Here is a 23915-nt window from a genome sequence, read left to right on the forward strand (position 1 = left end):
CCCGCAGGCGCAAAGGGAGTGCCCTACGTTCCTATTGCACAAACCCCTAAAAATTTTCATCGAGAGTTTGTCTACAGTCTGGAAAAGGATCTTTTCAAAGGTCCTTTTCTCTTGTAACAGAGTCTCTTGAAAAGAAAAAACTCTAATAGAGTGATTGATAACAATTCACCAAGTATATTTGTTAAAATATGTTTATATATTGATTCTATATGACTGATGAATAGTAGGATCTACTTATTAAAATGACGGGAGGAATGAAAAATCATGAAGAAACCAAGTGATTATTATATAGCGGAAGGGACTTTTATATTAGGGTTTCAAAGAAAAGCAATCGAATCCTCGTGCACTTTGTATAAATGATGGCTATCCATATCTATCTCTTCGTCTTGGGCTTAATTTTAGGCTCATTCTTTAACGTCGTCGGTTTAAGTGTTCCAGCGGGTAATTCATTTGCGAATCGGCGCTCTGCTTGCCCTTCTTGTGGGCGTACATTGACATTCTTCGAGTTGATACCGGTTATTTCTTATATGATGCAATCCGGAAAATGCCTGGGCTGTAAAGCAAGGATTTCCCCCCTCTATCCGTCAGTGGAAATGCTGACCGGTGTTTTGTTTGCCTCAGCTCCCATATTTCTTGGCTGGTCGGACGAACTCTGGGTTGGCTGGACATTGATTTCATTATTTATGATCATCTTCGTGTCTGATGTAGCCTATATGCTCATTCCTGATAAAATACTGCTTTTCTTTATGGCGATTTTTACGGTTCTAAGAGTTTCATTTCCGCTGTCGCCATGGTGGGATTCAATTGTCGGGGCAGCGATTGGCTTTAGCCTGCTGCTATTAATCGCTGTGGTGAGTAAGGGGGGCATGGGTGGCGGTGATATCAAACTATTTGCAGTGATTGGCTTTGTACTGGGAATGAAGATGGTCCTGCTATCGTTTCTTTTTGCGTGCTTTTATGGTGCATTCCTTGGAATCATCGGGTTGCTAACCGGGGTTCTAAAAAAGAAAACACTGATTCCTTTCGGGCCATATATCGTTTTGGGGACTTTGACTGCTTATTTTTGGGGCGATTCCCTTTTACATTGGTATGTAACTTTTCTAAGATGAGCTTAAAGGACCATCCCAGTTCAAGAGTAATTTGTCAAAAAACACCTGAACAATGAGGAGTAGGGAACTATCCCCATTTGGCTTCAAGTGAAGATGACATGGAAGAGGTATATATGTAATTGGTGTATGGCGYTATTAAACGGTTCATGGACCAGAAGCACCAGTGCCTTAAAGTTCCTTTTTGTGTAACTCGATATGAATAGGGAAATTTGACGAAACCTATTAATGACAAGACGACAAAAGTCTTGTTATTTTTTTTTGCCTCTATGTTAGGATGAAAAAAATGATCTGGAGGGGAGGAAAAAAATTGGGCAAGACGGAAAAAAGCAAAGGCGTCACGATTAAAATAAATGGGGAAGAAAAAGTATTTGCGGATAAAAATAAGATGGAAAGCCAAGAGGCGGCGAGTGAGGAGCTGGAACAGCCAGATGAGAGTTTCGAATGGATACTCCCTGAGGATTCAAATGAAAACAAGATTGTATTGATTCCCTCACCGCCAAAGAAGAAAATGCCGAAGCTAATCGGTTTTGGGACTAGTTCGCTGAAAAGCCCGGATAATAGACCGATCAAGGCATTCATGATCGCTGTCATGTGTGCAGTGTTTTTTGGATCGATTCTTGGCTTGATCGCCGTTAAAACGATTACAAAGGAAAAAGCCGCAGTTTCTTCGGTCGGGACCTCGATTCCAAAGGGAGCCACTGTTGAAGATAAAAAAGCGGCAGCAAATGAACCAGGAACCCAGCTAAAGACATTTCTTGTACAGGGTGGTGTATTCAGCAGCGAGGATGCGGCAAGGCAAATCCAAAAGAAAATCGTGGAAAAGCAGGTTCCAGCTGAAATTTTCAAATTGGAAGACAGCTATTATTTATTCCTGGGATCGGCAGAGAGTCTCACTGCAAGTAAGGAGCTGGCCTTATTCTTAAAGTCCTATGATGTAGAGGTATATTGGAAGGAAATCAATTTTGAAGCGGCTGGGACAAGCCAGGAAGAAGAGAAAACCCTTGACAAGATGAAGGCAGTATATACATCATTGGCAGAAATATCTGCAACAAAGCTTCGCGGAAAGGAAGGGACGGTAAACGGAGAAACCCTGAAAAAAAACCTGGATGAACTGAAGGGAGGGCAATTATCACCGAAGTTTACAAAAATGAACGATGACCTGACGGCTGCGGCAAAGTCGATTAACGAATATGAGACTTCCCTAAACGAAGAAAAGCTATTTCAGGCTCAAGAAAGTCTTCTTGATTTTTTATTGAATTACCAAAATATATAAAGTTAAGTAAAGAAAAAGGGGAGCTGCCTAATGGGACAGGCTCCCAATATGAAACTATCTGCTGACACCTTTTTTTATTTTCCGGGAAATACTTTCGGGCATTTGTCGATTCCTAGTAAACAATAATTGTGGATTGGACCATTATTTGATAGGATAGATATGTATCTCCCTAGTAAAGAAAGGTGACTTTTTAATTATGCAGCCATTGATTTTAGCTTCTTCATCACCACGTCGTAAAGAACTTCTACAATTTCTTCAAATCCCCTTTGAAAGCATGAATTCCAATGTCGATGAAAGTATTGATGAAAACATGTGTCCGGATGCTGCGGTGAAAGACTTGGCCTCCCGTAAAGCGGAAGCCATCGCAGCGAAATTTCAGGAAAACTGGGTAATCGGCTCGGATACCGTTGTTGTCCTTGATGGTGAGATATTGGGGAAGCCGGCAAGCCGGGCAGATGGAAAAAGAATGCTGGAAATGTTATCAGGACGGACACACGAAGTATACACAGGTGTTGCCATCCTATTCGGCGAACATCGCAGAGTATTCGCAGAAAAGACGGAAGTGACATTTTGGGAGCTGCCAGAAGCTGAAATCGAACGTTATCTGGATAGCGGGGAACCTTTTGACAAAGCTGGCGGCTATGGGATTCAAGGATATGGATCTCTTCTCGTCAAACAAATCAAAGGGGACTATTTCTCTGTCGTCGGGCTTCCGGTCTCAAGATTGGCCCGTGAACTTAAAGCGATGCAGGCAGACTTAGCATAAACGATTTCCCTCTGGCATCTCCCTTTTCCAAGAAAGGGTGGATCAAAAATGTTAATTCGGGATTACCCGAAAGAAGAGAGGCCGCGCGAAAGGTTTCTGCAGGACGGACCGCAAAGTCTATCCAATCAAGAATTGCTTGCTCTGTTATTGAGGACGGGATCAAAGGAAGAATCCGTTCTGCAACTATCGGGCAGGCTCATCAATTCTTTCAAGGGCCTGCGTCTGCTAAAAGAAGCCTCAGTGGAAGAACTGACGGTGATTAAAGGGATTGGTGAAGCGAAAGCGATTCAAATACTGGCCTCTGTCGAACTTGGCAGGAGGATTAACAAATTGAATGATCAAGACCGTTATGTGATTCGATCTCCTGAAGATGGAGCCAATTATTGCATGGAAGAAATGCGGTTCTTGTCACAGGAACATTTTGTCTGTCTCTATTTAAATACGAAAAATCAAGTGCTTCAAAAAACTACGGTCTTCATCGGTAGCCTCAATGCCTCAATCGTTCATCCGCGTGAGGTTTTTAAAGAAGCTTTCAGAAGGTCCGCTGCCTCTATCATCTGTCTTCATAACCACCCCTCCGGAGACCCCTCTCCCAGCAGAGAAGATATTGAAGTGACGAAAAGATTAGTCGAATGTGGTAAAATAATCGGGATTGAAGTATTGGACCATATCATTATCGGGGAACATAAATATGTTAGTTTGAAGGAAAAAGGTTATTTATGACACTATCAAAATTTTTGACGATACGATATAATATTGTTTATGATTTTTAAAAGAGGAAACTTTTTCAAAACTCTTATTGTCAAAAAACGACAAATTATTATTTGAACTTATAAAAGGCATTTTTGTTTACGAAAGGGAGATACCATAATGTTTGGAATTGGCGCTAGAGATATAGGGATTGATTTAGGAACGGCGAATACGCTTGTATATGTGAAAGGAAGAGGAATCGCAGTACGTGAACCATCGGTTGTAGCTGTGCAAACAGATACAAAGCAAATCGTTGCAGTCGGAAACGATGCGAAAAACATGATCGGCCGTACACCTGGTAACGTGGTTGCCCTACGTCCTATGAAGGATGGAGTGATTGCCGATTATGAAACGACGGCTACCATGATGAAGTACTATATGAAGGAAGCTCAAAAGAAGGGCGTATTCGGTAATAAGCCATATGTCATGATTTGTGTGCCTTCCGGAATTACGGCAGTTGAGCAGCGCGCAGTCATCGATGCAGCTAGACAAGCTGGAGCCCGTGATGCATATCCTATCGAAGAACCGTTTGCAGCAGCGATCGGGGCTGACCTTCCTGTTTGGGAGCCTACAGGCAGCATGGTCGTTGATATTGGCGGTGGAACAACGGAGGTGGCGATCATTTCCCTTGGCGGAATCGTAACAAGCCAATCCATCCGTATTGCCGGTGATGAAATGGATGATGCCATTATCGTTTACATCCGTAAGAACTACAATTTGATGATCGGTGAGCGTACTGCTGAGGCCATCAAAATGGAAATTGGTTCTGCTGGAGACACGGAAGGCGTAGATAACATGGAAATTCGCGGCCGTGACCTATTGACTGGACTACCGAAAACGATCGAAATTACAGCTGAGGAAATATCCAAGGCATTAAGCGACACAGTTTCTGCAATTGTGGATTCCGTGAAAAACACTCTAGAGAAAACACCACCTGAATTAGCAGCTGACATCATGGATAGAGGCATTGTGCTGACAGGCGGGGGTGCTTTGCTGCGCAATTTGGATAAAGTCATCAGTGAAGAAACGCAAATGCCGGTAATCATCGCTGAAAATCCGCTGGATTGTGTTGCAATCGGAACGGGTAAAGCGTTGGACCACATTCATTTGTTCAAGACCAAATCAAGAGATTCGCGATAAGCATTACTTCTCAAATAGGGCCGGCTCAACAAAAGGTGCAATTTTGAGCCGGTTTTTCTTATGTTTATCTGTTTCATTATAATCATTTATAGCTGTTTTTTTGGTCTGTATGAACAAGACGATTGTGTAAATTTTAGATGATTTTAGATATTAGATTTTATATATTTTAGATATAGAGGTGCAATTATCATGCCACAGTTTTTTAATAAAAAGCTCCTTCTCTTGCTCGTTAGTATTATCGTTCTCGTGGCATTGATCGGTTTTTCATTAAGAGAGAGAGAAGAGTTGACATGGCCGGAGCAATTCCTGAAAGATACGACAGGCTGGGTCGGAAATGTGTTTAATAAGCCAGTATCGGGTATAACAGGTTTTGTAGGGGGCTTAAAAGACCTTCAAAATACATACGAGGAAAACAAAAAATTGAAAGCCCGCTTGGATGAATATGTATTATTGAAAACCCAAGTCCAAGATTTAAAACAAGAAAATGAAGACCTTCGCGATAACCTCAAAAAAGAAGATGACCTGCGGAAGTATTCACCCACTCAGGCGACGGTCATTGGACGTAATCCTGACCGCTGGCATGAAATGCTGACGATTAATAAAGGGAAGCGTAATGGGGTAGAAAAAAATATGGCTGTCATCACATCCAAAGGGCTAGTCGGTAAGGTGAAAACAGCGACGGATTTCACGGCTTCGGTTCAACTATTAAGTTCGATCGATAAAGCCAACCGTGTCTCTGCCATCGTTCAAGGTGATGATAAAGCATATGGCTTGATTGAAGGCTTCGATGATAAGAAGAACCTTTTACTGATGAAGCGGATACCTTATGATAAAAAGATCAAGAAAAATTCATTGGTCATCACTTCAGGTTATGGAGGGATCTTTCCGAAAGGTTTGCTGATCGGGAAAGTTGTCGATGTCAAAGTGGATCAATATGGATTGAACCAAACCGCATATATTGAACCTTCGACGGATTTTTATGATATTAATAATGTAATGGTCGTTCAGCGTGAAGTGGGCGGTGTACCGAAAGAAAGTGATGGGGAGGATGAAGCTAAGTGAGATATTTCATCCTTTCTTTTATAGCCTTGGTTTTTTTCGTATTTGAAAGCATCTTCGCCCAGATATTCGCTGGTGCATTCGGGTCCGATAAAATCCTCGTTCCCCATTTCATGATGATTTTCGTCTTTTTCCTGACCATGTACGGATCCAGGAAAATGGGTATGCTTTATGGAGCGATTCTTGGGTTGACTTATGATGTCGTGTATACGGAAATCCTGGGGATTTACATGTTCCTGCTGCCTTTTCTTGCATATCTGATATCGAAATGCATGAAAATCCTGCAAAATAGTTTATTGGTTTCCTGCCTGACGGCGTTTTTGTTCACGGCAGTTTTAGAGGTTGTCATCTTTCAGATGAATGTCATCCTTTCTTTTGCAGATATGGGATTCGGTGAATTTGCGGAACGCAGATTGCTGCCGACATTATTATTGAACCTCGCATTCATTATTATCAGCTGCTATCCTTTAAAAAGAATGTTTGAAAAGCTTGATTTGCAAGGAGAAACGGATTAACGTTCCTGTGTCTTACAAAGCAGGTCGAGAATGTATTTTCTCTTTTCCGTGTACGTAGAAAAAGGAAATTTGTTTTCCTATGTCGAATTATATTTCATTGAGGTGAAACTAACGTCATGAATAAAAGAATTCAGCAAAATGTCATGATTAAGGGAACAAAAGACGGGTTTATGCTTCATCTCGATGATTCTTGCTCATTTTCCGAGTTATTGAAAGAGTTAGAAGTGAAGCTTTCGGCAAACTATCAGTTTCAAGAAAATGACCCGTCCATTTCCGTAAAAGTACATACAGGGAACCGCTATCTTGATGAAAAACAAGAAGAAAAGATTAAAGAGGTCATCCATAAAAAGAAGAAGCTTTTCGTTGATGAGATGATTTCGAATGTCCTGACGAAGGAAGAAGCGAGACGCTGGAAAGATGAAAACCAAGTGACGACCGTGACCAAGGTGATCAGGTCGGGACAGGTTTTTGAAGTCCCTGGTGATTTACTTCTAATTGGCGATGTCAACCCCGACGGAACGGTTCGTGCGGGCGGCAACATATATATCATGGGTCAGCTAAAGGGAATAGCCCATGCCGGATATAAAGGGAATAATGAGGCCATAATAGCTGCCTCTGTCATGAAGCCTGCCCAGCTGCGCATTGCTGGACAAGTGAATTTATCTCCTGATCAATATACGAAATGGGGACATGACTTGGAATGTGCCTTCATGGATGAAGAAGAAAATATCATTATAGAAAAACTGCAAGTTTTAAAGAAATATAGACCTAATTTAAATAGATTAGAAGGGGGTCTCTAATCGTGGGAGAGGCAATAGTTATAACATCCGGTAAGGGTGGTGTCGGGAAAACGACCACCTCCGCCAATTTAGGAACATCTTTAGCTCTTCTAGGCAAAAAGGTTTGCTTGATTGATACGGATATTGGTCTTCGGAACCTGGATGTGATCATGGGATTGGAAAATCGCATCATCTATGATTTGGTCGATGTTGTAGAGGGGCGCTGTAAGCTACACCAAGCGCTTATTAAAGATAAACATTTCGAGGATCTGCTGTATTTGCTTCCAGCTCCACAAAATAGTGATAAAACAGTGGTGAATGAAGAGCAGATGAGGAAACTCATAAGCGATATGAAGCCCGACTATGATTATGTCATCATTGATTGCCCTGCAGGCATTGAACAGGGCTTCAGGAATGCCATCGCTGGGGCGGACAAGGCGATCATCGTTACGACTGCAGAGAGACCGGCTGTCAGGGATGCAGACCGTATTATTGGCCTGCTTGAAAAAGAAGAGCATATTGAACCGCCTCAATTGATCATCAACCGGATACGCGGCCATTTACTTCATGAGGATGAAGAAATGGATATCGATGGGGTTGCCGATTTTCTTAAAATTGATTTGATCGGCGTCATTCCTGATGATGACCAAGTCATTGTGGCAGCGAATAGAAAGGAACCCATTGCCTATAACCCGGACAATAGAGTCTCACTTGCCTATCGGAACATTGCCAGAAGGATCCTTGGCGAATCTGTACCCTTGACTCCAATTGGCGGAGAACCGAAAGGCTTCATGTCCAAATTGAAAAAATTCTTTAGCGTGCGGTAAATTCTATATTCCATATTAAGAAGCGGGAGCATTTTATGCATTCGCTTCTTTTGCTGCATGGAACTATTGGGTATTCCCATCATAATAAATAAAAAAGGCAAGCCATATCCTGGCTTGCCTTATCTATATGCTGGAATGTGCGGGTTATCCGCGTCTTCCGCCTCTGCCGCCGCGTTTTGATTCGGTGCTGCGTTTAAGAGTCGATAAATTTTCTTCACTAGTCTTTAAAAAGCGAACCATTTTATCTTCGAAATTTTCCTTTGGTTGGAAATTACCTTTTGAACGAAAATCTTTAGAACGGCTATCCCCTTGGCGTGGTGGGCGTTTGGTATAAGAAGAGGTTTGCCCTTCGGGTTTATCTATAGCCTTTTTGATGGACAAGGCAGTTTTTCCGTCTTTCTCACTAATCACTTTTACTTCAATTTGGTCGCCTACTTTAAGATGGTCATTTACGTCTTTTACATAGCTATCTGCTACCTCACTGATATGCACAAGACCTGTTGAGCCTCCTGGTAATTCTACGAATGCTCCAAAATTAGTGATACCTGTTACTTTACCTTGTACTTTGCTGCCTATTTCGATTGACATAAAAAAACGTTCCCCCTCAATAATGTTAAAACCACTTTATTATAACAAATTAATGGGAACAATATCAATTGGATTTTTTCCTCAATTATTCGATTATCTGAATCGATGCCCAAATTGCCTGAGGAATTCATTAGTTTCCGGTGGATTTTTCCTTCAAAAAATTTTTTTCGCTTTATAAATCCTGGGGATGTCCGGAAAGAAAAACTTTTCTCCGTCATAGTCAGGACAAGTTGCTCATACGTTGTACTATAGCGCTTTGACATGAACAGGGGGGAGAATCTGGAATGGATGATCGGAGGAAAGATATCCGCAATCGTATCGCCAAGAGACGTAAGTTTAATGATAAACCGGCAGGAAGCAGTAGTTGGACGGAGATCAATAATGAGGAACCATATGGGGTTGATTCATTTAACGGGTATTCCGAGAAAGATCATCCGCTCTTCAAGAAAGAATATTTTTTCTTTAAAGTCCTTGCCAGTGTATGCCTGTTCCTGATTATCGCGGTGATGTTCAAACACCCTTCTGTGCGGCTTGACCCTGCCAGAAGTTTTGTCACGGAGAACATGAGCAAGGAATTTCAGTTCGCTTCAATCTCCAATTGGTACGAAAGTGCGTTTGGTAAACCAATTGCTTTTTTACCGAATGAAGCTGGTAAGGAAACTGTTGATTCGAATGAAGAATATGCAATGCCAGCTTCTGCGAAGATTACCCAAACCTTCGAGACGAACGGTGAGGGAATCATATTGGAAACGAGCAAAGGCTCAAAGGTTGAGGCCGTTAATGAAGGGGTAGTCATTTTTGCCGGCGAAAAGGAGGGGATTGGAAAGACGGTCGTCATTCAGCATGCCAATAAAAGTGAATCTTGGTATGGGCAGCTGGAAGGTATTGATGTGAAGTTGTACGAGTTCGTTAAAAAGGGCAATGAAGTCGGACAGGTTACAGTAAGTGAAGATGGATCCAAGGGCAGGTTTTATTTAGCGATAAAAGAAAATGACGCTTTCGTCAATCCTAAAAAGGTGATTCGATTTGAGTGAATATGGGAAATTACTGTTTAAAATCAGGGTGCATCCGACATTGTGGTTTGTCATTGGCATCGCCATCCTCACTGCCCATTTCGTTGAAGTGATGATGCTGCTGCTCATCGTCTTCATTCATGAGATGGGGCATGCCGTCTGTGCCCAGCACTTCAAATGGCGGATAAAGTCAATCCAGCTCCTTCCTTTTGGTGGGGCTGTCGAGACTGAGGAGTATGGAAATAAGAGTTTGAAGGAGGATTTGGCGGTGGTGCTCGCCGGTCCGCTTCAACATGTTTGGCTCATTGGTGCAGCCTTTTTGCTCTATTTCTTTTCTATTATTTCCTATGAACTGTATCAGCCCTTTTTATATATGAATCTTATGCTGCTGGTCTTTAATTTGCTGCCAATCTGGCCATTGGACGGGGGAAGGCTGCTCTTCATCGGTGTTTCCCTATATTGTACCTTTCTTGAAGCGCAGAAACATACACTTCATTTTTCTGCAGCATTCGCTGTCCTGGCTTTTTTGACCTGGCTCATTCTTGATCCGCTCAATTTGAACATCTGGCTCATCATCTTTTTCATAAGTCTGTCGCTCGTCATGGAATGGCGGCAGCGGTATTATGCGTTTATCCGCTTTCTTTTGCAGCGCCATTACGGGCATACGAATGATTTGGCGAAACTGAAGCCGATTTCGGTGGATTCACAAGAACCGATTTATAAAGTGCTGGAACTGTTCCAGCGCGGATGTAAACACCCCGTCATCATCATGAAAAACGGGAAAGAAAGCGGTTCGTTGGATGAAACGGAAATCCTTCATGCCTATTTTTCCGAGAAAATGACAAACGGGAAAATCGGCGACCTATTATATTCTTATTAAATATGTTATCCTTTCTTCAAATTGAGGAGAGGATTTTTTTGATGAAAAAGATGATCGCGAACCTAGCTTCACGCGAAAAAAGAGTGGCCGTACTTGAGAATGGTGTTTTACGTAAACTTGAAATCATGCCGCCTCAAAAGCGCAGTACGGTCGGTAATATTTATCTTGGGAAAGTGACGAAGGTGTTACCGGGTATGGATGCCGTCTTCATTGATTACGGTGCAGAGAAGAATGGCTTTTTACACCGTGACGAGATTCCCTCTTACCAGCTGACAAAAAAAAGCGATGGGAAAGCATCAATCGGTCAATATGTCCGTCAAGGAGAAAAGCTGCTAGTTCAGGTGGCCCGGGATGAAACGGGTACGAAAGGTGCTAAATTGACAGGGCTGATCGAGTTTTCAACGGATTCCCTCGTATACATACATGGAATAGATTATGTTGGCGTTTCAAAGAAATTCAAAAATGATGATCTGCATAAGCAGTGGCGGGAAACGGCCTTACAATATAAAAAGCCAGATGAGGGATTGATTGTCCGCACCTCGATGGAGAACGAAAGTGAAACGGTCTTCCTGGATAGGTTAACTATATTGCGGGAGCTCTATAAAGGACTTGAAATTAAGGCTGGGTCCCTCAAGGCCCCGTTCCTTCTATATGAGAGGGACACATACCTTGATATGATCATTTCTGAAATGTCGGGAACGGCTGCCGGAGAACTTGCCATCGATGATTTCGAGGCCTATCAGGAATTGAAAAAATGGGTACAGGAAAACCGTAAGGAGTGGGAAATATCCCATGTATCTGGTAAGAATATTTTTTCTGAATGGAATGTGGAAGCGCAAGTCGAGAAAGTGGCCAAGAAAATCGTCTGGCTTGATAATGGCGGATATTTAATTTTTGAAGAAACGGAAGCTTTCACCGTAATCGATGTCAATTCAGGTAAGTTCACCGGCAAGGTGGCGAAGGAAGCAACATTGTTTGCGGTGAATCAGGCTGCGGCGAAAGAGGTCGCCCGTCAACTGAGATTGAGGAATATCAGCGGAATCATTTTGATAGATTTCATCAATATGGACCAATCACGACATGCGCAAGAAATCATCGACATCGTCAAAAAGGAAGCGGCGAGGGATGAGAAGCGGATCCAGGTCATCGGCTTTACGGAACTGGGCATTTTACAAATGACGAGAAAGCGAACATCCCCATCTTTAAGTGAAATGATGACGGTGCCTTGCCCCGTGTGCAGTGGTATCGGTAAAATCGAGAGCCCGGAAACGGTGGCCTTCCGCTTGGAACGTGAATTGCTTGAACATCGGAAGACGGATGATGAAGCGGTCTGGGTGGAGGTCAGTAAAGCGGTGGCGGACGTGCTGCTTGGTGAAAAGGAATCATACCGGCAGACACTGGAGGAATTGATCGCTAAAAAGTTATTCCTATCTTTTATCCCAGGTCCCAGGAATGCCTATTCCATCAAGCGCTTCGGGAGCATACAGGAAATCGGGCGGGCTTTCGAATGAAGGAAGGGTAAATCTCACAAATATATTGACAGCCATTCCGGTTTCATGTTAGGATTTTAATGTTATGTTTGTAGCACCCGTGCTACAACCGCTCAACAACAGGTCCTAAGCTTTTGCCTTTCTGGTAAAACGCCTGTGATTGGCGAGTCTGAGACATTTAAGGAGGTGCAAGTATGTACGCAATTATCGAAACTGGCGGTAAACAAATTAAAGTAGCAGCTGGCGAAGCGGTTTACATTGAAAAATTAAACGCAGAAGCAGGCGAAACTGTTACATTTGACAAAGTTTTATTCGTAGGTGGCGAAGACGTGAAAGTCGGTGCTCCACTAGTTGAAGGCGCTACTGTAACAGGTACTGTCGAAAAACAAGGTAAGCAAAAGAAAATCACTGTTTTCAAATACAAAGCGAAGAAAAACAATCGTAAAAAACAAGGTCATCGTCAACCATACACAAAAGTTGTTATCGAAGCAATCAACGCGTAAGGGCTGATTCTAGATGATTAAAGTTGTCTTTGATGCTCCGCAGGAACGGATTACTTCGTTCACCTTAAGCGGACATGCTAATTTTGCTAAAAAAGGTTCTGATATCGTTTGTGCAGGTGTATCGGCTGTTTCCTTCGGGGCAGTCAATGCGATCATGTCCTTAACGGACGTAGAGCCTGAGATTGAGCAAGGTAGGGAAGGCGGCTATCTTCGCTGCGTCATTCCGGGGAATCTTTCGCCGGAATCGGAAGAGAAGGTTCAGCTGCTTTTGAACAGTATGCTCATATCGCTGCAAACCATCGAACGTGATTATGGTAAATACATGAAAATTATCCTCAACCAATAGGAGGTGGAACAAATGTTAAGATTAAATCTTCAGTTCTTCGCTTCGAAAAAAGGAGTAGGTTCTACAAAGAACGGACGTGACTCTCAATCTAAGCGTCTTGGCGCTAAGCGTGCAGATGGTCAATTCGTATCTGGTGGTTCTATCCTTTACCGTCAACGCGGAACAAAAATCTATCCTGGTGAGAACGTAGGCCGTGGTGGAGACGATACTCTATACGCTAAAGTAGACGGTGTTGTTAAATTCGAACGTTTCGGACGTGACCGTAAAAAAGTAAGCGTATATCCAGTTGCACAAGAAGCATAATTGGCATCTTTGAACAGAGGCTGACTCAAAAGGGTCTGATTCCTTCTACGAGACACTATATACCGCGTCATTTTTAATAATGGTATGCTATATAGTGAAGAAGGGGTCTGGCCCTTTATTTATACTATAGGAACGATTAATAACCAGCATTTTGCAGGAGACTTTAGTCATTAGTATAAGGAAAACAACCTCTGACTTACAAAAGGCTCGCCAATCGGCGGGCTTTCTTAAACTTTCAGGGGGGAAAATCCAAGTTACTCATCCTTCCCATTTGATTAAACCGAATAGACAGTCCAATTCAACTATAATATCTCCAATTGGTGCATAAATAAGGCCCATTCTCTTTTTTAGTTCAAATGGCTCTACCATCGTCCAAAGAACTCAGGGTGTGCGGCTGTATTTTTTGGACGGGGGCTTTCATGTGAAGGCATGTGAATCGAGCTTCATTTCCTGTTTGTCGTTTTTTTGATATACTGTACAAATGGAAGTATTCAACATGATAGAGCTGAAAAAAGTTTCTTTATCATAATTGAAGGTGTTTATAATGGAAAAAAATTGGACGACTATTGAAACTCTTCGTCAAACCAGGCATGACTGGCTGAATAAAATTCAAATCATCAAAGGGAATCTGGAGCTGAACAGAATTGATCGTGTCAAGGGCATCATTGATGAAATCATTGTTGAAACCCAGAATGAAGCACGCCTCTCCAGTTTGAATTTACCTAAGTTCACCGAGATGTTGCTGACGTCGAATTGGAATAATGGCTCATTTTATTGCGAATATGAAATCATTGATATTTTTGAAGGCTCTGCTGAAATGGACGAGCTGATGTATCGCTGGACGAACGATTTCTTTAAAACTCTGGATAAGAATCTGGACCCGTTTTTTGAAAATATACTAGCTGTTTCTATGAGTAAAAAAGAAAAAGAAGTGAGCGATATGCGCTGTTCCTTTCATATGCAAGGCAGGTTCATTGATCAATCCGCAGTGAGGGAGTTTTTGGAAGGTTCATTAACGGCCGAGCAATCAATTGAAATTCTCGAATGTAATGAGGATGAAATATTTTTTAAGATGGATATTAACTTTTAGAGAAGTATACAGCAAGAAATGACTTGCAGAAAACAAGGAAGTGATAGCATGTTTGTCGATCAAACGAAAGTCTATATAAAAGGCGGAGACGGTGGTAACGGAATAGTTGCTTATCGTCGTGAGAAATTCATACCAAAAGGCGGACCTGCCGGCGGAGATGGCGGTAATGGGGCAAATGTCGTTTTTGAAGTGGAAGAGGGCTTGCGTACGTTAATGGATTTCCGTTATCAACGTCACTTTAAGGCACCCCGCGGGGAACATGGCATGTCCAAAAACATGCATGGTGCGGCCGCAAAGGATATGGTCATCAAAGTTCCACCAGGCACGGTTGTCATTGATGAAAAAACGAAGGAAGTCATTGCTGATTTAGTTGAGCACGGGCAGCGCGCCATTATCGCAAAGGGTGGCCGTGGAGGCCGGGGAAATTCCCGTTTTGCTACACCTGCCAATCCTGCACCTGAAATCGCGGAGAACGGTGAACCGGGCCAAGAGCGCGATATAATCATGGAATTGAAACTGTTGGCTGATGTCGGTTTGGTTGGTTTCCCAAGTGTAGGGAAATCCACTTTGCTTTCTGTCGTATCCGCAGCAAGACCTAAAATTGCCGAATATCATTTCACAACGATCGTTCCTAACCTCGGAATGGTGGAAACGGAAGATCACCGCAGCTTCGTCATGGCCGATTTACCGGGTTTGATCGAAGGCGCTTCAGAAGGAGTGGGCCTTGGGCATCAATTCCTGCGCCATATTGAAAGAACGAGAGTAATCGTTCATGTAATCGATATGTCGGGTCTTGAAGGCAGGGATCCATATGAAGACTACCAAACAATCAATAAAGAGTTGGAAGAGTATAACCTGCGCTTGACTGAACGTCCGCAAATCATTGTAGCAAGTAAAATGGATATGCCGGACTCAGCAGATAATTTAGCAGCATTCAAAGAAAAGCTGGAAGAAGACTATCCTGTTTTCCCGATTTCTGCCGTAACGCGTGAAGGAATCCGTGAGCTTCTTTATGCAATTGCTGATAAAATCGAAGAAACGCCTGAGTTCCCTCTTGATCATGAAGAAGAGAATACTGGAATCCACCGGGTTCTTTATAAACATACATCACAGTCAGATGAATTTAATATTGAACGCGAATCCGATGGCAGCTTTGCCGTATCAGGATTCAAGATCGAACGTCTATTCAAAATGACTGATTTTACCCGTGATGAGTCCATACGTCGTTTCGCTAGACAGCTTCGTTCATTCGGAGTCGACGAAGGCCTTCGTCAAAAAGGTGCAACAAATGGCGATATCGTCCGTATCCTTGAATATGAATTTGAATTTGTTGATTGATTGAAGACCATGATGGCAGGCAAAAGGAGGCGTGCGGAGTTTGAATAAGGCCGATCAGAAATTTTTCCTCGTTCGGGAGGATGTCCTTCCCGAAGCGATGAAAAAAACGCTGGATGCAAAAGAAATGATTGAACGGGGAAAAGCAGAATCAGTTTGGGAAGCGGTACAGCGAGTGGACCTAAGCAGGAGTGCTTTTTACAAATACCGTGACACGGTATTTCCGTTTCATACTGTTGTTAAAGAAAAGCTGATTACACTGTTCTTCTACCTCGAGGATCGTTCTGGTACTCTATCGGAGCTCTTACGGCTCGTCGCCTCATCCGGTTGCAACATCATGACTATCCACCAAACGATTCCTTTGCAGGGTCGTGCCAATGTTACCCTATCTCTGAACACGGGTGGGATGACGATGGATATTGATGAACTGCTTACTAAATTGCGTAAAATGGAGTTCGTCGAAAAAGTCGAAATTATTGGGAACGGCGCATGAAAACAGCCTGTACATTTCACATGTACAGGCTGTTTTTATTTGTTAGAGGATGATTTATCGATTAACTATTGTAAAAAATCAGAAAATGGCATAACATAAACAATAGATTTTCCGTGAAAAGGAGTTTATAATATGACATCAAAAATTGCATTTCTTGGACCAAAAGCGACGTTCACGGATTTAGCTGTTTCGCGACTATTTCCTAATGATATAAAAATGCCGATGAACACGATTCCAGACTGCCTTGATGCTGTCCGGGACGGGGAAGTGAATCACGCGCTCGTACCGATCGAGAATGCTTTGGAGGGATCGGTAAATATTACGATGGATTACTTAGTCCATGAAGTCACATTACCGATGAAAGGGGAAGTGACGATCCCAATTCAACAGCATTATATGGTGCATCCGGATCATGCATATCCTGGTTTCAAACCGGACATGGTTTATTCGCATTCCCATGCCATCGCTCAATGCCGCAAATTCCTCCATAAAGAACTAAGGGGCATTCCATATGAGTATGTCACATCCACTGCAGCCGCTGCAAAAATGGTGATGGAGAATCCCGATATCAATATTGCTGCGATTGCAAATGATATGGCTGCAGCGGAGTATGGTTTGACGATTGTGGAAGAAAACATTCACGATTACGAACATAATCACACCAAGTTTATTGTCGTATCCAACAGTGAAGTTGACTATGAAGGGCATTTGACCGTTGAAGGGAACAAGAAAACGACCCTGATGATTCAGCTGCCTGCCGACCACTCAGGGCAGCTTCACCAAGTCCTATCCGCTTTTTCCTGGAGGAAGCTTAATCTTTCCAAGATTGAATCAAGACCCATGAAAACAGGATTAGGCAATTACTTTTTCATCATCGACATTGAAATGGCCCTTGACGATGTTCTTATTCCAGGAGCAATTTCTGAGCTCGAGGCCCTTGGGTGTACGGTTTCGATCATGGGAAGCTATTCATGCTTTAGAGTCCAAAATGGTGTACCGCAACGATGATTTCCCAGGAAAATTGAACGCTTAAAGCGACTGTAAACGATTTTTCCTGGGTACATAGGGCTGGAATTTTGCATCATCGATTTCCTAAGTGATAAATGGTACAACCCTCAGCTGTGCTTTATACAAGAAAGGTGCCCCGGGATTAGTTCCGGGGCATTTTTTTGTGAAGGTTTCCGTTAAGATTGGGCTTTTTCTTGTGTATAAGTTCTTAAAATGGCTGACTGTCATTTTATAGAATATATATAAAATGGAGAGCGATGAAGGAATTCATTATTTTTCACTTTGGAGATGATTCTTTAGAGGAATATGAGGATTACCTATATGGAACATGATTACATACCTTGTGACTAATCCTTAGTAGTTGCACCTTTTTTTAATGCTAGAAAAATATCCAAACATGCATGATAGGATGATGGTTAGCAGAGATGGATTGGCAATTCGAAGAAACGTTCGGTTCTTGGACTCAAGCGATTGGAACCGTCATTTCCCATTCATTACCTTGGACGAAGAATTTCGCAAAAAACTTAGCTTTGATTGGTAATGAACTTCAGGGCATTTGATTATGCAGAAATATCAATATCCCATTTGGAAGAGGCCATCGAATGATGAATTAACACAAGGGATAGGGGGCTGGGGACAGGCGGTAGGCCCCAGCATTAGTCTTTTTTTGGAAATTGAGAATCTAGGATGGATAGTGCGGAGCCAATAAAAAATCCTCAAAAGATGTGGCTTTTGAGGACTTTCATTTTTTCAATCGACCAAAATGCCGGCATCCCTCAATGCACCTTCCGCTTCATCAAGCAGTTCTTCTGATGATGCACTCAGTGTATGGAGATGGATGCCGCTCGTTAGTTCCGATAAAAAAGATGCGTTCGTTGCCGTCACCTTAGAGAGGAATTGCTGGACTTCTTTACGGCTGCTGACCATGATGGAAGCGGTCAGGTCGCCGTATACGGGGTGCTCGATTTTGACATCTTTCACCGTGATGCCGATATCCACGAGTAAAAATAGCTCTTCTTGGGCCCGTGAAGGATCATGCTGGCAAGCAATTATCCTTTCCGGCTTTTGGGTGCTCCCCGTTTGTAAGTACATATAGCCCTGGCTCGTGGCAATGATAGGTTCATTCCGTGCTTTCAGGAGCGTTATGTCACCAACGATAACCTGCCGGCTTACATTCGTGATTTGCGAAAGCTCGCTGCCTGTTACTGGCTGATCGCTTGTTTGCAATAAATGTAAGAGTTTCGTCCGTCTTTCTTCCCCGAGTAATTTCTTTCTTTCCATAATCATTCACCTCTTTATTAACAAACATTCTACCATAGAATGGAGGGGTTTATCGAATGGAAGCTATTCCTTCGAGACAGTCTGCCAACTTGTGAATGTCGTCGGCCGTTGTATTTTTACCAAATGAAAAACGGACGAATTGATGTGCTTCATCTTCGCTTTTCCCAATGGCCATCATTGTTTTTGAAGGATCCTGTTTACCGATTTGACAGGCGCTTCCCGTCGATACAGCAAATCCCTTCTGGTTTAATTCCAGCATGATGTACTGTCCTTGGAATCCAGCAAAGGTCAGTGCCAGAATGTGGGGCAATTGCTTGTCCTCCGCATCGATGATTTGAAAATCGACTTTCTTTTCCGTAAGCCGCTCGATCAATTGCACCCTAAGCATGGAAATCCGTTTCCGTTCATCTTCCATGATATCCCCTAATTTCTTTGCAGCGGTTACGAAGGAAGCTATACCGGGGACGTCCACTGTCCCTGGCCGGAAACCATATTCATGAGTGATATTCGGTACAGAAGCCTTCAACCGATGGATGGCCGGGAAAATGACGGCTCCAGTCCCTTTTGGACCATAAACTTTATGACTGGAAACTGATAATCCATCACATAAGGCAGATAACTTCCCAAGCGGCAATTTAGCAAATGATTGGACACAATCCACATGCAAGAAAGCATGGTGTCTTCGAACGATTTTACTTATTTGCTCAATGGGTTGAATGACCCCGATTTCTGAATTCACATGTTGGACGATGACCAAGCAAGTTTTCTCCGATAAACATTCCTGTAGATGTTCAATATCAACTCGGCCATCTTCCAAATGCCGTAAATACGTAACCTCGAAGCCTTCATGTTCAAGCTTTGCGACAAAATTGGCAATTGATGCATGTTCAGTTCGGCTTACAATCAAGTGGTTCTGCCAGGATGGTTTTGATGCGATGAATGTATCAATGGCAAGCATGTTGCTTTCTGACCCGCCGCTCGTAAAGATGATTCCTTCCTTTTTTATGTTCAGCATTTCTGCTAGTTGCTGCCGTGACATATCCAATAAACGTGCCGCTTCAGAGCCAATATCATGCAAACTGCTTGCATTCCCGAAAAACTTCCGGGATGCTTGGCTGAATACGTCGAGTGCCTCATCATCAATCGGCGTTGTGGCTGCATAATCCAAATAAATCAAGAAATCACCTCTATCTTGTAATCTAAAAAACTCTTGATAATAGTTTAATAATATGTAAATATAGTTGTCAAGACACCTGTCATAAACAGGAGGAATGAAATAATGGTAAAAGCGGGAATCATCGTTATAGGTAGCGGGATTGCTGCCTTGAAAACGGCATTGGAAGCAAGTAAACATAAGCATGTGATACTCATCACAAAATCAAAGATCCGCCATAGTAATTCCTATTTAGCACAGGGCGGGATTGCAGCTGCAATATCTGATCGTGACAGAGTATCCTATCATAAAAAAGATACGCTGGAGGCTGGTCAGCGTTATAACAAGGAAAAGGCAGTGGAAATACTCGTCGAAGAGGCCCCTTCGGTGATAGCTGAACTTATTCGTTCCGGCATGCAATTTGACCATGATCATGATGGTACCCTCATGCTTGGCATGGAGGGTGCCCACAGTGAAAGGAGAATCCTTCATAGTCATGGGGATTCTACAGGAAAGTACATCATGGAACATCTAATAGGGTGTTTGAAAAACTCTTTGATTACTGTGGTCGAGAATGCGGCAGCAGTGGAGTTGATTATCGGAAAAGATGATTCTTGCATAGGCGTCAAAACTCTTGATAAGGCTGGGAAACTTGTAACGTACCACGCGGAACGAACAGTTTTGGCAACTGGAGGCTGTGGTTCCCTATACCATTTCACTTCAAATTCACAAACGGTTTCAGGAGATGGAATCGCACTTGCATTCAAGGCCGGGGCAAAAGTTCGTGACATGGAATTCATACAGTTTCATCCGACCCTGCTTTTTATAAATGGTAAAGCGCAAGGGCTGGTTTCAGAAGCGGTCCGCGGGGATGGTGCAAGGTTAGTGACTGAAATGGGAAGACCGATCATGGAGGATGTCCATGCCATGAAAGATCTGGCTCCAAGGCATATTGTGGCACAGACGATTTTTTCTTATTTACAGCGCGGAGAAAAGGTATTTTTGGATATTTCAATGATTAAGGATTTTAAGAAGCGTTTTCCGACAGTGAGCTCATTATGTGAAAAAAGCGGGCTGGACCTTAAATTCGGGAAAATCCCTGTAGCGCCTGGAAACCATTTCCTGATGGGGGGGATTGAAGTCGACGAATGGGGGAGAACCTCTGTCCCTTCTTTGTATGCAGTTGGTGAAGTGGCATGCACTGGTGTACATGGGGCGAACCGATTGGCCAGCAACTCCCTACTCGAAGGGCTGGTTTTTGGAAATGCGCTTGGTCAGTTGCTAGCAAATATGCCAGCAAGGTCGATACCGGAAGAAAAAGAGCAGTCCAAAGGTTCCTGCCATTTTACCATTTTACCTGATCTCGCGACATTGCAGGAAAAATTAATGAACGAAGCAGGAATCGTTCGAAATGAAGCAGGTTTAACTCGACTGAAGGATTATCTTGAGACATTCAATATCGAAAAATTGCTGCATATGGAAGTAACGGGATTATCAATAAAAGAGATAACGAATATCAATGCCACAATCGTGGCATGGCTGATTGCCGAATCCGCACTGACCAGAACGGAAAGCAGGGGCGGTCATTTCCGCAGTGACTATCCAAGCGAAGATGACTCCCAATGGCTTGAAAATTCGGTTATCCTTGCTTGCACAGATGTGAAAAACCGGGTAAAAGGGAGGCGACTATATGAATATATTGAAGCTTAAGCAGATGCTGCAACAATTTTTAATGGAAGATATAGGTGAATGCGACGTAACGAGTGATACGATTTTTGATCAAGGTGAACAAGGGACTTTGACATTCATTGCAAAAGAAGGCGGAGTTTTTAGTGGAAGTGACGTCATCAAGACAGGGTTTGCATTGTTGGATGAGCAAATCGAGGTTTCCCTTTTTGTTCATGATGGCGAAGTTTTTGAACCAGGACATCAACTTGCAAGAATGACCGGCGATATGGCTTCTCTTTTAAAAGGGGAACGGGTGGTTTTGAATTTAGTGCAGCGTATGTCCGCCATAGCGACACAGGCTCATAAAGCTACCAACATTTTAGCGGGGACGAAGACGAGGGCTTGTGATACGAGGAAAACTACACCTGGCCTGCGGATGCTTGAAAAATATGCGGTCCGTTCAGGCGGGGCATTCAATCACCGATATGGCCTGTTTGATGCCGTCATGATAAAGGATAATCATATTTCTTTCGCTGGGTCCATAACGAAGGCGGTTCAAACGGTAAAATCCAAACTGGGACATACCACTAAAGTGGAAGTGGAAACGGAATCAATCGAACAGGTGCTTGAAGCAGTGGAAGCCGGTGCTGATATCATCATGTTCGATAACCGGAGCCCCGAAGAAATTAAGCAACTGATCAAATTGGTTCCTGCCCACATCATAACTGAAGCTTCCGGAGGTATTCATTTAGACAATCTAGCCTCATATCGGGAAACAGGGGTTGACTATATTTCATTGGGCAGTCTGACTCACAGTGTCAGGGCACTTGATATTAGCGCTAAGGTCAAAGAACGTGAGGGGATATTGAAATGAACATATTGGAGATGGCTAGTACGGCAGGGAATGTATTGCCTGAAAAATATAAGACGATGACAATGGAAGATATGGAAAAACGGGTCCATGACATTAAGAACCGAATGGGAAAGCGGCTTTATATCCCAGGTCATCATTATCAACGGGAGGAAGTCATTCAATTTTCGGATGTAACGGGAGATTCACTTCAGTTGGCACAGCTTTCCGCCGAAAATCGCGAAGCGGATTATATCGTGTTTTGTGGCGTACATTTCATGGCTGAAACTGCCGATATTTTGACTGAAGAAGGGCAGACGGTCATCCTTCCTGACATGCGTGCAGGCTGTTCAATGGCAGATATGGCGGATATTGAACAAACGGAACGGGCCTGGACAAAGCTTCAGGAATTATTTGGCGATACGATCCTTCCGCTCACTTATGTTAATTCGACTGCGGCCATCAAAGCTTTTGTAGGGAAAAATGGCGGGGCGACGGTGACTTCTTCAAATGCACAAGGGATGGTATCGTGGGCCCTCTCGCAAAAAGAACGGATCCTGTTTCTTCCCGATCAGCATCTTGGGAGGAATACAGCCTTTGACCTTGGCATTCCATTAAATGAAATGGCTGTCTGGGATCCTCATAAGGACGAATTGATTTATGAAGGGGAACTCGAAGATCTGAAGGTACTTCTTTGGAAAGGGCATTGTTCGGTCCATGAAAATTTCACGACGGCGAATATTGAAACGCTTCGAGCGGAGCAGCCGGAAATGAATATCATCGTTCATCCCGAATGTCGCCGTGAGGTAGTCGCCCTGTCGGATTATGCGGGTTCGACATCGTACATCATTAATATGATAGAAAAGGCCGAACCAGGTAGTTCTTGGGCAATCGGCACGGAAATGAATCTTGTTAAACGGCTTATCGCCAATAACCCTGACAAGAACATCATCTCGTTAAATCCGAATATGTGTCCATGCCTTACGATGAACCGGATTGATTTGCCTCACTTGCTTTGGGCGCTTGAATCAATTGAAGAAGGTATTGTCATTAATCCGATAAAAGTCGAGAAGGGCATTGCGGATAATGCCATACTAGCTTTAAACAGAATGTTGGAACGGGTTTAAGTTAATCCTTTCAATAATAAAATTGAAAAAGGCTTTTCATAACATAAGAAAGGGAGGGCAGAAGCCCCCCTCAGACTGTAGACACACTCGATAAATAATTGAGTGTGTCTACAGTTTTTTTTTGTGGGTTTGTAAAATTTGAACGTTGATTGGAACGTAGGGCACTCGCTTTCCGCGGACGGTCCGACCTGGGCACTCTTTGCGCCTGTGAGGACTTCCTTGGACGCACTTTTCCCAGCAGTCTCGCATCTTCCATCTCAGTCAAATTTGTTTTACCATTTAGATAAAACTCCTTTTGCCAACATTCTTTTTGGTTTTTAAATAGAAGTATAGCCAAATCTGTGGAATTCAAGCTGCCTAGCAATTCGCTTGGATTACCGCCAGGAGCATCACGAACAAGATGATTGCCAAACCGATTCCGGCCATATCTTTACCTCTTTTGTCCTCCACGTTCGAGCTACCCTTTCTTCCACTAATATTCCTCCCAGAATGTAAGAAAAGTTACCTGGACCCACAGCTTTAGGTCATTTAGCTTATTATACCAGGATTCCCCTTTAGTTTAGACGGGT

Annotated in this window: 26 protein-coding genes and 1 other annotated feature; of the genes, 23 read left to right on the plus strand and 3 right to left on the minus strand. The window is 43.1% G+C overall.

The window, feature by feature from the left end; genetic code table 11:
• Nucleotides 1-386: 386 nt before the first annotated feature.
• The 9 genes from AC1DVK_RS02170 (at nucleotide 387) to minD (ending at nucleotide 8218) form a co-directional block, all read left to right on the plus strand.
• On the plus strand, nucleotides 387-1109 hold the full coding sequence (locus tag AC1DVK_RS02170) for a prepilin peptidase (RefSeq protein WP_477625737.1): 723 nt from the start codon (nucleotides 387-389) through the stop codon (nucleotides 1107-1109).
• Nucleotides 1110-1416: 307 nt separating this feature from the next.
• On the plus strand, nucleotides 1417-2382 hold the full coding sequence (locus tag AC1DVK_RS02175; protein ID WP_477625738.1) for a hypothetical protein: 966 nt from the start codon (nucleotides 1417-1419) through the stop codon (nucleotides 2380-2382).
• Between the two features lie 196 nt (nucleotides 2383-2578).
• Nucleotides 2579-3148, plus strand: a complete 570-nt coding sequence (locus AC1DVK_RS02180) for a Maf family protein (protein WP_089361664.1) — start codon at nucleotides 2579-2581, stop codon at nucleotides 3146-3148.
• Nucleotides 3149-3196: 48 nt separating this feature from the next.
• A complete protein-coding gene (gene radC, locus AC1DVK_RS02185) occupies nucleotides 3197-3871 on the plus strand; it encodes a RadC family protein (protein ID WP_089361663.1) in 675 nt (224 codons plus the stop codon).
• A gap of 147 nt (nucleotides 3872-4018) precedes the next feature.
• Nucleotides 4019-5038, plus strand: coding sequence for a rod shape-determining protein (locus tag AC1DVK_RS02190; protein ID WP_061464254.1), 1020 nt, complete (start codon nucleotides 4019-4021; stop codon nucleotides 5036-5038).
• Between the two features lie 189 nt (nucleotides 5039-5227).
• Nucleotides 5228-6100, plus strand: a complete 873-nt coding sequence (mreC, locus tag AC1DVK_RS02195; protein WP_089361662.1) for a rod shape-determining protein MreC — start codon at nucleotides 5228-5230, stop codon at nucleotides 6098-6100.
• On the plus strand, nucleotides 6097-6612 hold the full coding sequence (mreD, locus tag AC1DVK_RS02200) for a rod shape-determining protein MreD (protein ID WP_477625739.1): 516 nt from the start codon (nucleotides 6097-6099) through the stop codon (nucleotides 6610-6612). The genes mreC and mreD overlap by 4 nt, the downstream gene beginning before the upstream one ends.
• A 116-nt stretch (nucleotides 6613-6728) precedes the next feature.
• Nucleotides 6729-7412 carry a septum site-determining protein MinC gene (gene minC, locus AC1DVK_RS02205; protein ID WP_089361660.1) on the plus strand — a complete coding sequence of 228 codons (684 nt, stop codon included), beginning with the start codon at nucleotides 6729-6731 and terminating at the stop codon, nucleotides 7410-7412.
• 2 nt (nucleotides 7413-7414) lie between these two features.
• A complete protein-coding gene (gene minD / locus AC1DVK_RS02210; protein WP_089361659.1) occupies nucleotides 7415-8218 on the plus strand; it encodes a septum site-determining protein MinD in 804 nt (267 codons plus the stop codon).
• 144 nt (nucleotides 8219-8362) lie between these two features.
• Here minD and AC1DVK_RS02215 read toward each other — a convergent pair whose 3' ends face one another.
• Nucleotides 8363-8806 (minus strand): S1 domain-containing RNA-binding protein, encoded by a 444-nt coding sequence (locus AC1DVK_RS02215; protein ID WP_053347157.1) that lies wholly within the window; start codon nucleotides 8804-8806, stop codon nucleotides 8363-8365.
• A 284-nt stretch (nucleotides 8807-9090) separates the two neighbouring features.
• Here AC1DVK_RS02215 and AC1DVK_RS02220 point away from each other — a divergent pair, with 284 nt between their 5' ends.
• The 11 genes from AC1DVK_RS02220 (at nucleotide 9091) to AC1DVK_RS02270 (ending at nucleotide 17827) form a co-directional block, all read left to right on the plus strand.
• Nucleotides 9091-9840 (plus strand): M23 family metallopeptidase, encoded by a 750-nt coding sequence (locus AC1DVK_RS02220; RefSeq protein WP_089361657.1) that lies wholly within the window; start codon nucleotides 9091-9093, stop codon nucleotides 9838-9840.
• Complete coding sequence (locus AC1DVK_RS02225) at nucleotides 9833-10699, plus strand: M50 family metallopeptidase (RefSeq protein WP_061464246.1); 867 nt, start codon at nucleotides 9833-9835, stop codon at nucleotides 10697-10699. The genes AC1DVK_RS02220 and AC1DVK_RS02225 overlap by 8 nt, the downstream gene beginning before the upstream one ends.
• A 41-nt stretch (nucleotides 10700-10740) precedes the next feature.
• Entirely contained in the window at nucleotides 10741-12210 is a 1470-nt protein-coding gene (locus AC1DVK_RS02230) for an Rne/Rng family ribonuclease (protein ID WP_477625740.1), read from the plus strand.
• 76 nt (nucleotides 12211-12286) lie between these two features.
• Nucleotides 12287-12370, plus strand: a sequence feature (ribosomal protein L21 leader region).
• A 13-nt stretch (nucleotides 12371-12383) separates the two neighbouring features.
• The gene (gene rplU, locus AC1DVK_RS02235) at nucleotides 12384-12692 is read left to right on the plus strand and encodes a 50S ribosomal protein L21 (protein ID WP_034308849.1); all 309 of its coding nucleotides are present in this window, start codon (nucleotides 12384-12386) and stop codon (nucleotides 12690-12692) included.
• A 13-nt stretch (nucleotides 12693-12705) separates the two neighbouring features.
• Nucleotides 12706-13038, plus strand: a complete 333-nt coding sequence (locus AC1DVK_RS02240) for a ribosomal-processing cysteine protease Prp (RefSeq protein WP_061464244.1) — start codon at nucleotides 12706-12708, stop codon at nucleotides 13036-13038.
• A 12-nt stretch (nucleotides 13039-13050) separates the two neighbouring features.
• A complete protein-coding gene (gene rpmA, locus AC1DVK_RS02245; RefSeq protein ID WP_034308845.1) occupies nucleotides 13051-13341 on the plus strand; it encodes a 50S ribosomal protein L27 in 291 nt (96 codons plus the stop codon).
• Between the two features lie 544 nt (nucleotides 13342-13885).
• Nucleotides 13886-14431: a Spo0B C-terminal domain-containing protein gene (locus tag AC1DVK_RS02250; RefSeq protein WP_477625741.1), complete on the plus strand. Its 546-nt coding sequence runs from the start codon at nucleotides 13886-13888 to the stop codon at nucleotides 14429-14431.
• 48 nt (nucleotides 14432-14479) lie between these two features.
• Nucleotides 14480-15769, plus strand: coding sequence for a GTPase ObgE (gene obgE / locus AC1DVK_RS02255; protein WP_061464242.1), 1290 nt, complete (start codon nucleotides 14480-14482; stop codon nucleotides 15767-15769).
• Between the two features lie 40 nt (nucleotides 15770-15809).
• Nucleotides 15810-16259 (plus strand): ACT domain-containing protein, encoded by a 450-nt coding sequence (locus AC1DVK_RS02260; RefSeq protein WP_061464241.1) that lies wholly within the window; start codon nucleotides 15810-15812, stop codon nucleotides 16257-16259.
• Nucleotides 16260-16391: 132 nt separating this feature from the next.
• On the plus strand, nucleotides 16392-17267 hold the full coding sequence (gene pheA / locus AC1DVK_RS02265; protein WP_089361654.1) for a prephenate dehydratase: 876 nt from the start codon (nucleotides 16392-16394) through the stop codon (nucleotides 17265-17267).
• A 425-nt stretch (nucleotides 17268-17692) separates the two neighbouring features.
• Nucleotides 17693-17827: a hypothetical protein gene (locus AC1DVK_RS02270; protein ID WP_477625742.1), complete on the plus strand. Its 135-nt coding sequence runs from the start codon at nucleotides 17693-17695 to the stop codon at nucleotides 17825-17827.
• 190 nt (nucleotides 17828-18017) lie between these two features.
• Here AC1DVK_RS02270 and AC1DVK_RS02275 read toward each other — a convergent pair whose 3' ends face one another.
• Both AC1DVK_RS02275 and AC1DVK_RS02280 read right to left on the minus strand, forming a co-directional pair.
• A complete protein-coding gene (locus AC1DVK_RS02275; protein WP_061466154.1) occupies nucleotides 18018-18551 on the minus strand; it encodes a transcription repressor NadR in 534 nt (177 codons plus the stop codon).
• Between the two features lie 46 nt (nucleotides 18552-18597).
• Nucleotides 18598-19725 (minus strand): IscS subfamily cysteine desulfurase, encoded by a 1128-nt coding sequence (locus tag AC1DVK_RS02280; RefSeq protein ID WP_477625743.1) that lies wholly within the window; start codon nucleotides 19723-19725, stop codon nucleotides 18598-18600.
• A 102-nt stretch (nucleotides 19726-19827) separates the two neighbouring features.
• Between AC1DVK_RS02280 and nadB the strand changes: the two genes are divergently transcribed.
• Genes nadB through nadA form a run of 3 tightly spaced genes read left to right on the plus strand, consistent with a single transcriptional unit; the run spans nucleotide 19828 to nucleotide 23346 of the window.
• Entirely contained in the window at nucleotides 19828-21411 is a 1584-nt protein-coding gene (gene nadB / locus AC1DVK_RS02285; RefSeq protein ID WP_477625744.1) for an L-aspartate oxidase, read from the plus strand.
• A complete protein-coding gene (nadC, locus tag AC1DVK_RS02290; RefSeq protein ID WP_089361651.1) occupies nucleotides 21392-22243 on the plus strand; it encodes a carboxylating nicotinate-nucleotide diphosphorylase in 852 nt (283 codons plus the stop codon). Before nadB ends, nadC begins: the two co-directional genes overlap by 20 nt.
• On the plus strand, nucleotides 22240-23346 hold the full coding sequence (gene nadA / locus AC1DVK_RS02295) for a quinolinate synthase NadA (RefSeq protein WP_477625745.1): 1107 nt from the start codon (nucleotides 22240-22242) through the stop codon (nucleotides 23344-23346). Before nadC ends, nadA begins: the two co-directional genes overlap by 4 nt.
• Nucleotides 23347-23915: the final 569 nt, after the last annotated feature.

The organism is Peribacillus sp. P4_B1, assembly GCF_056402395.1.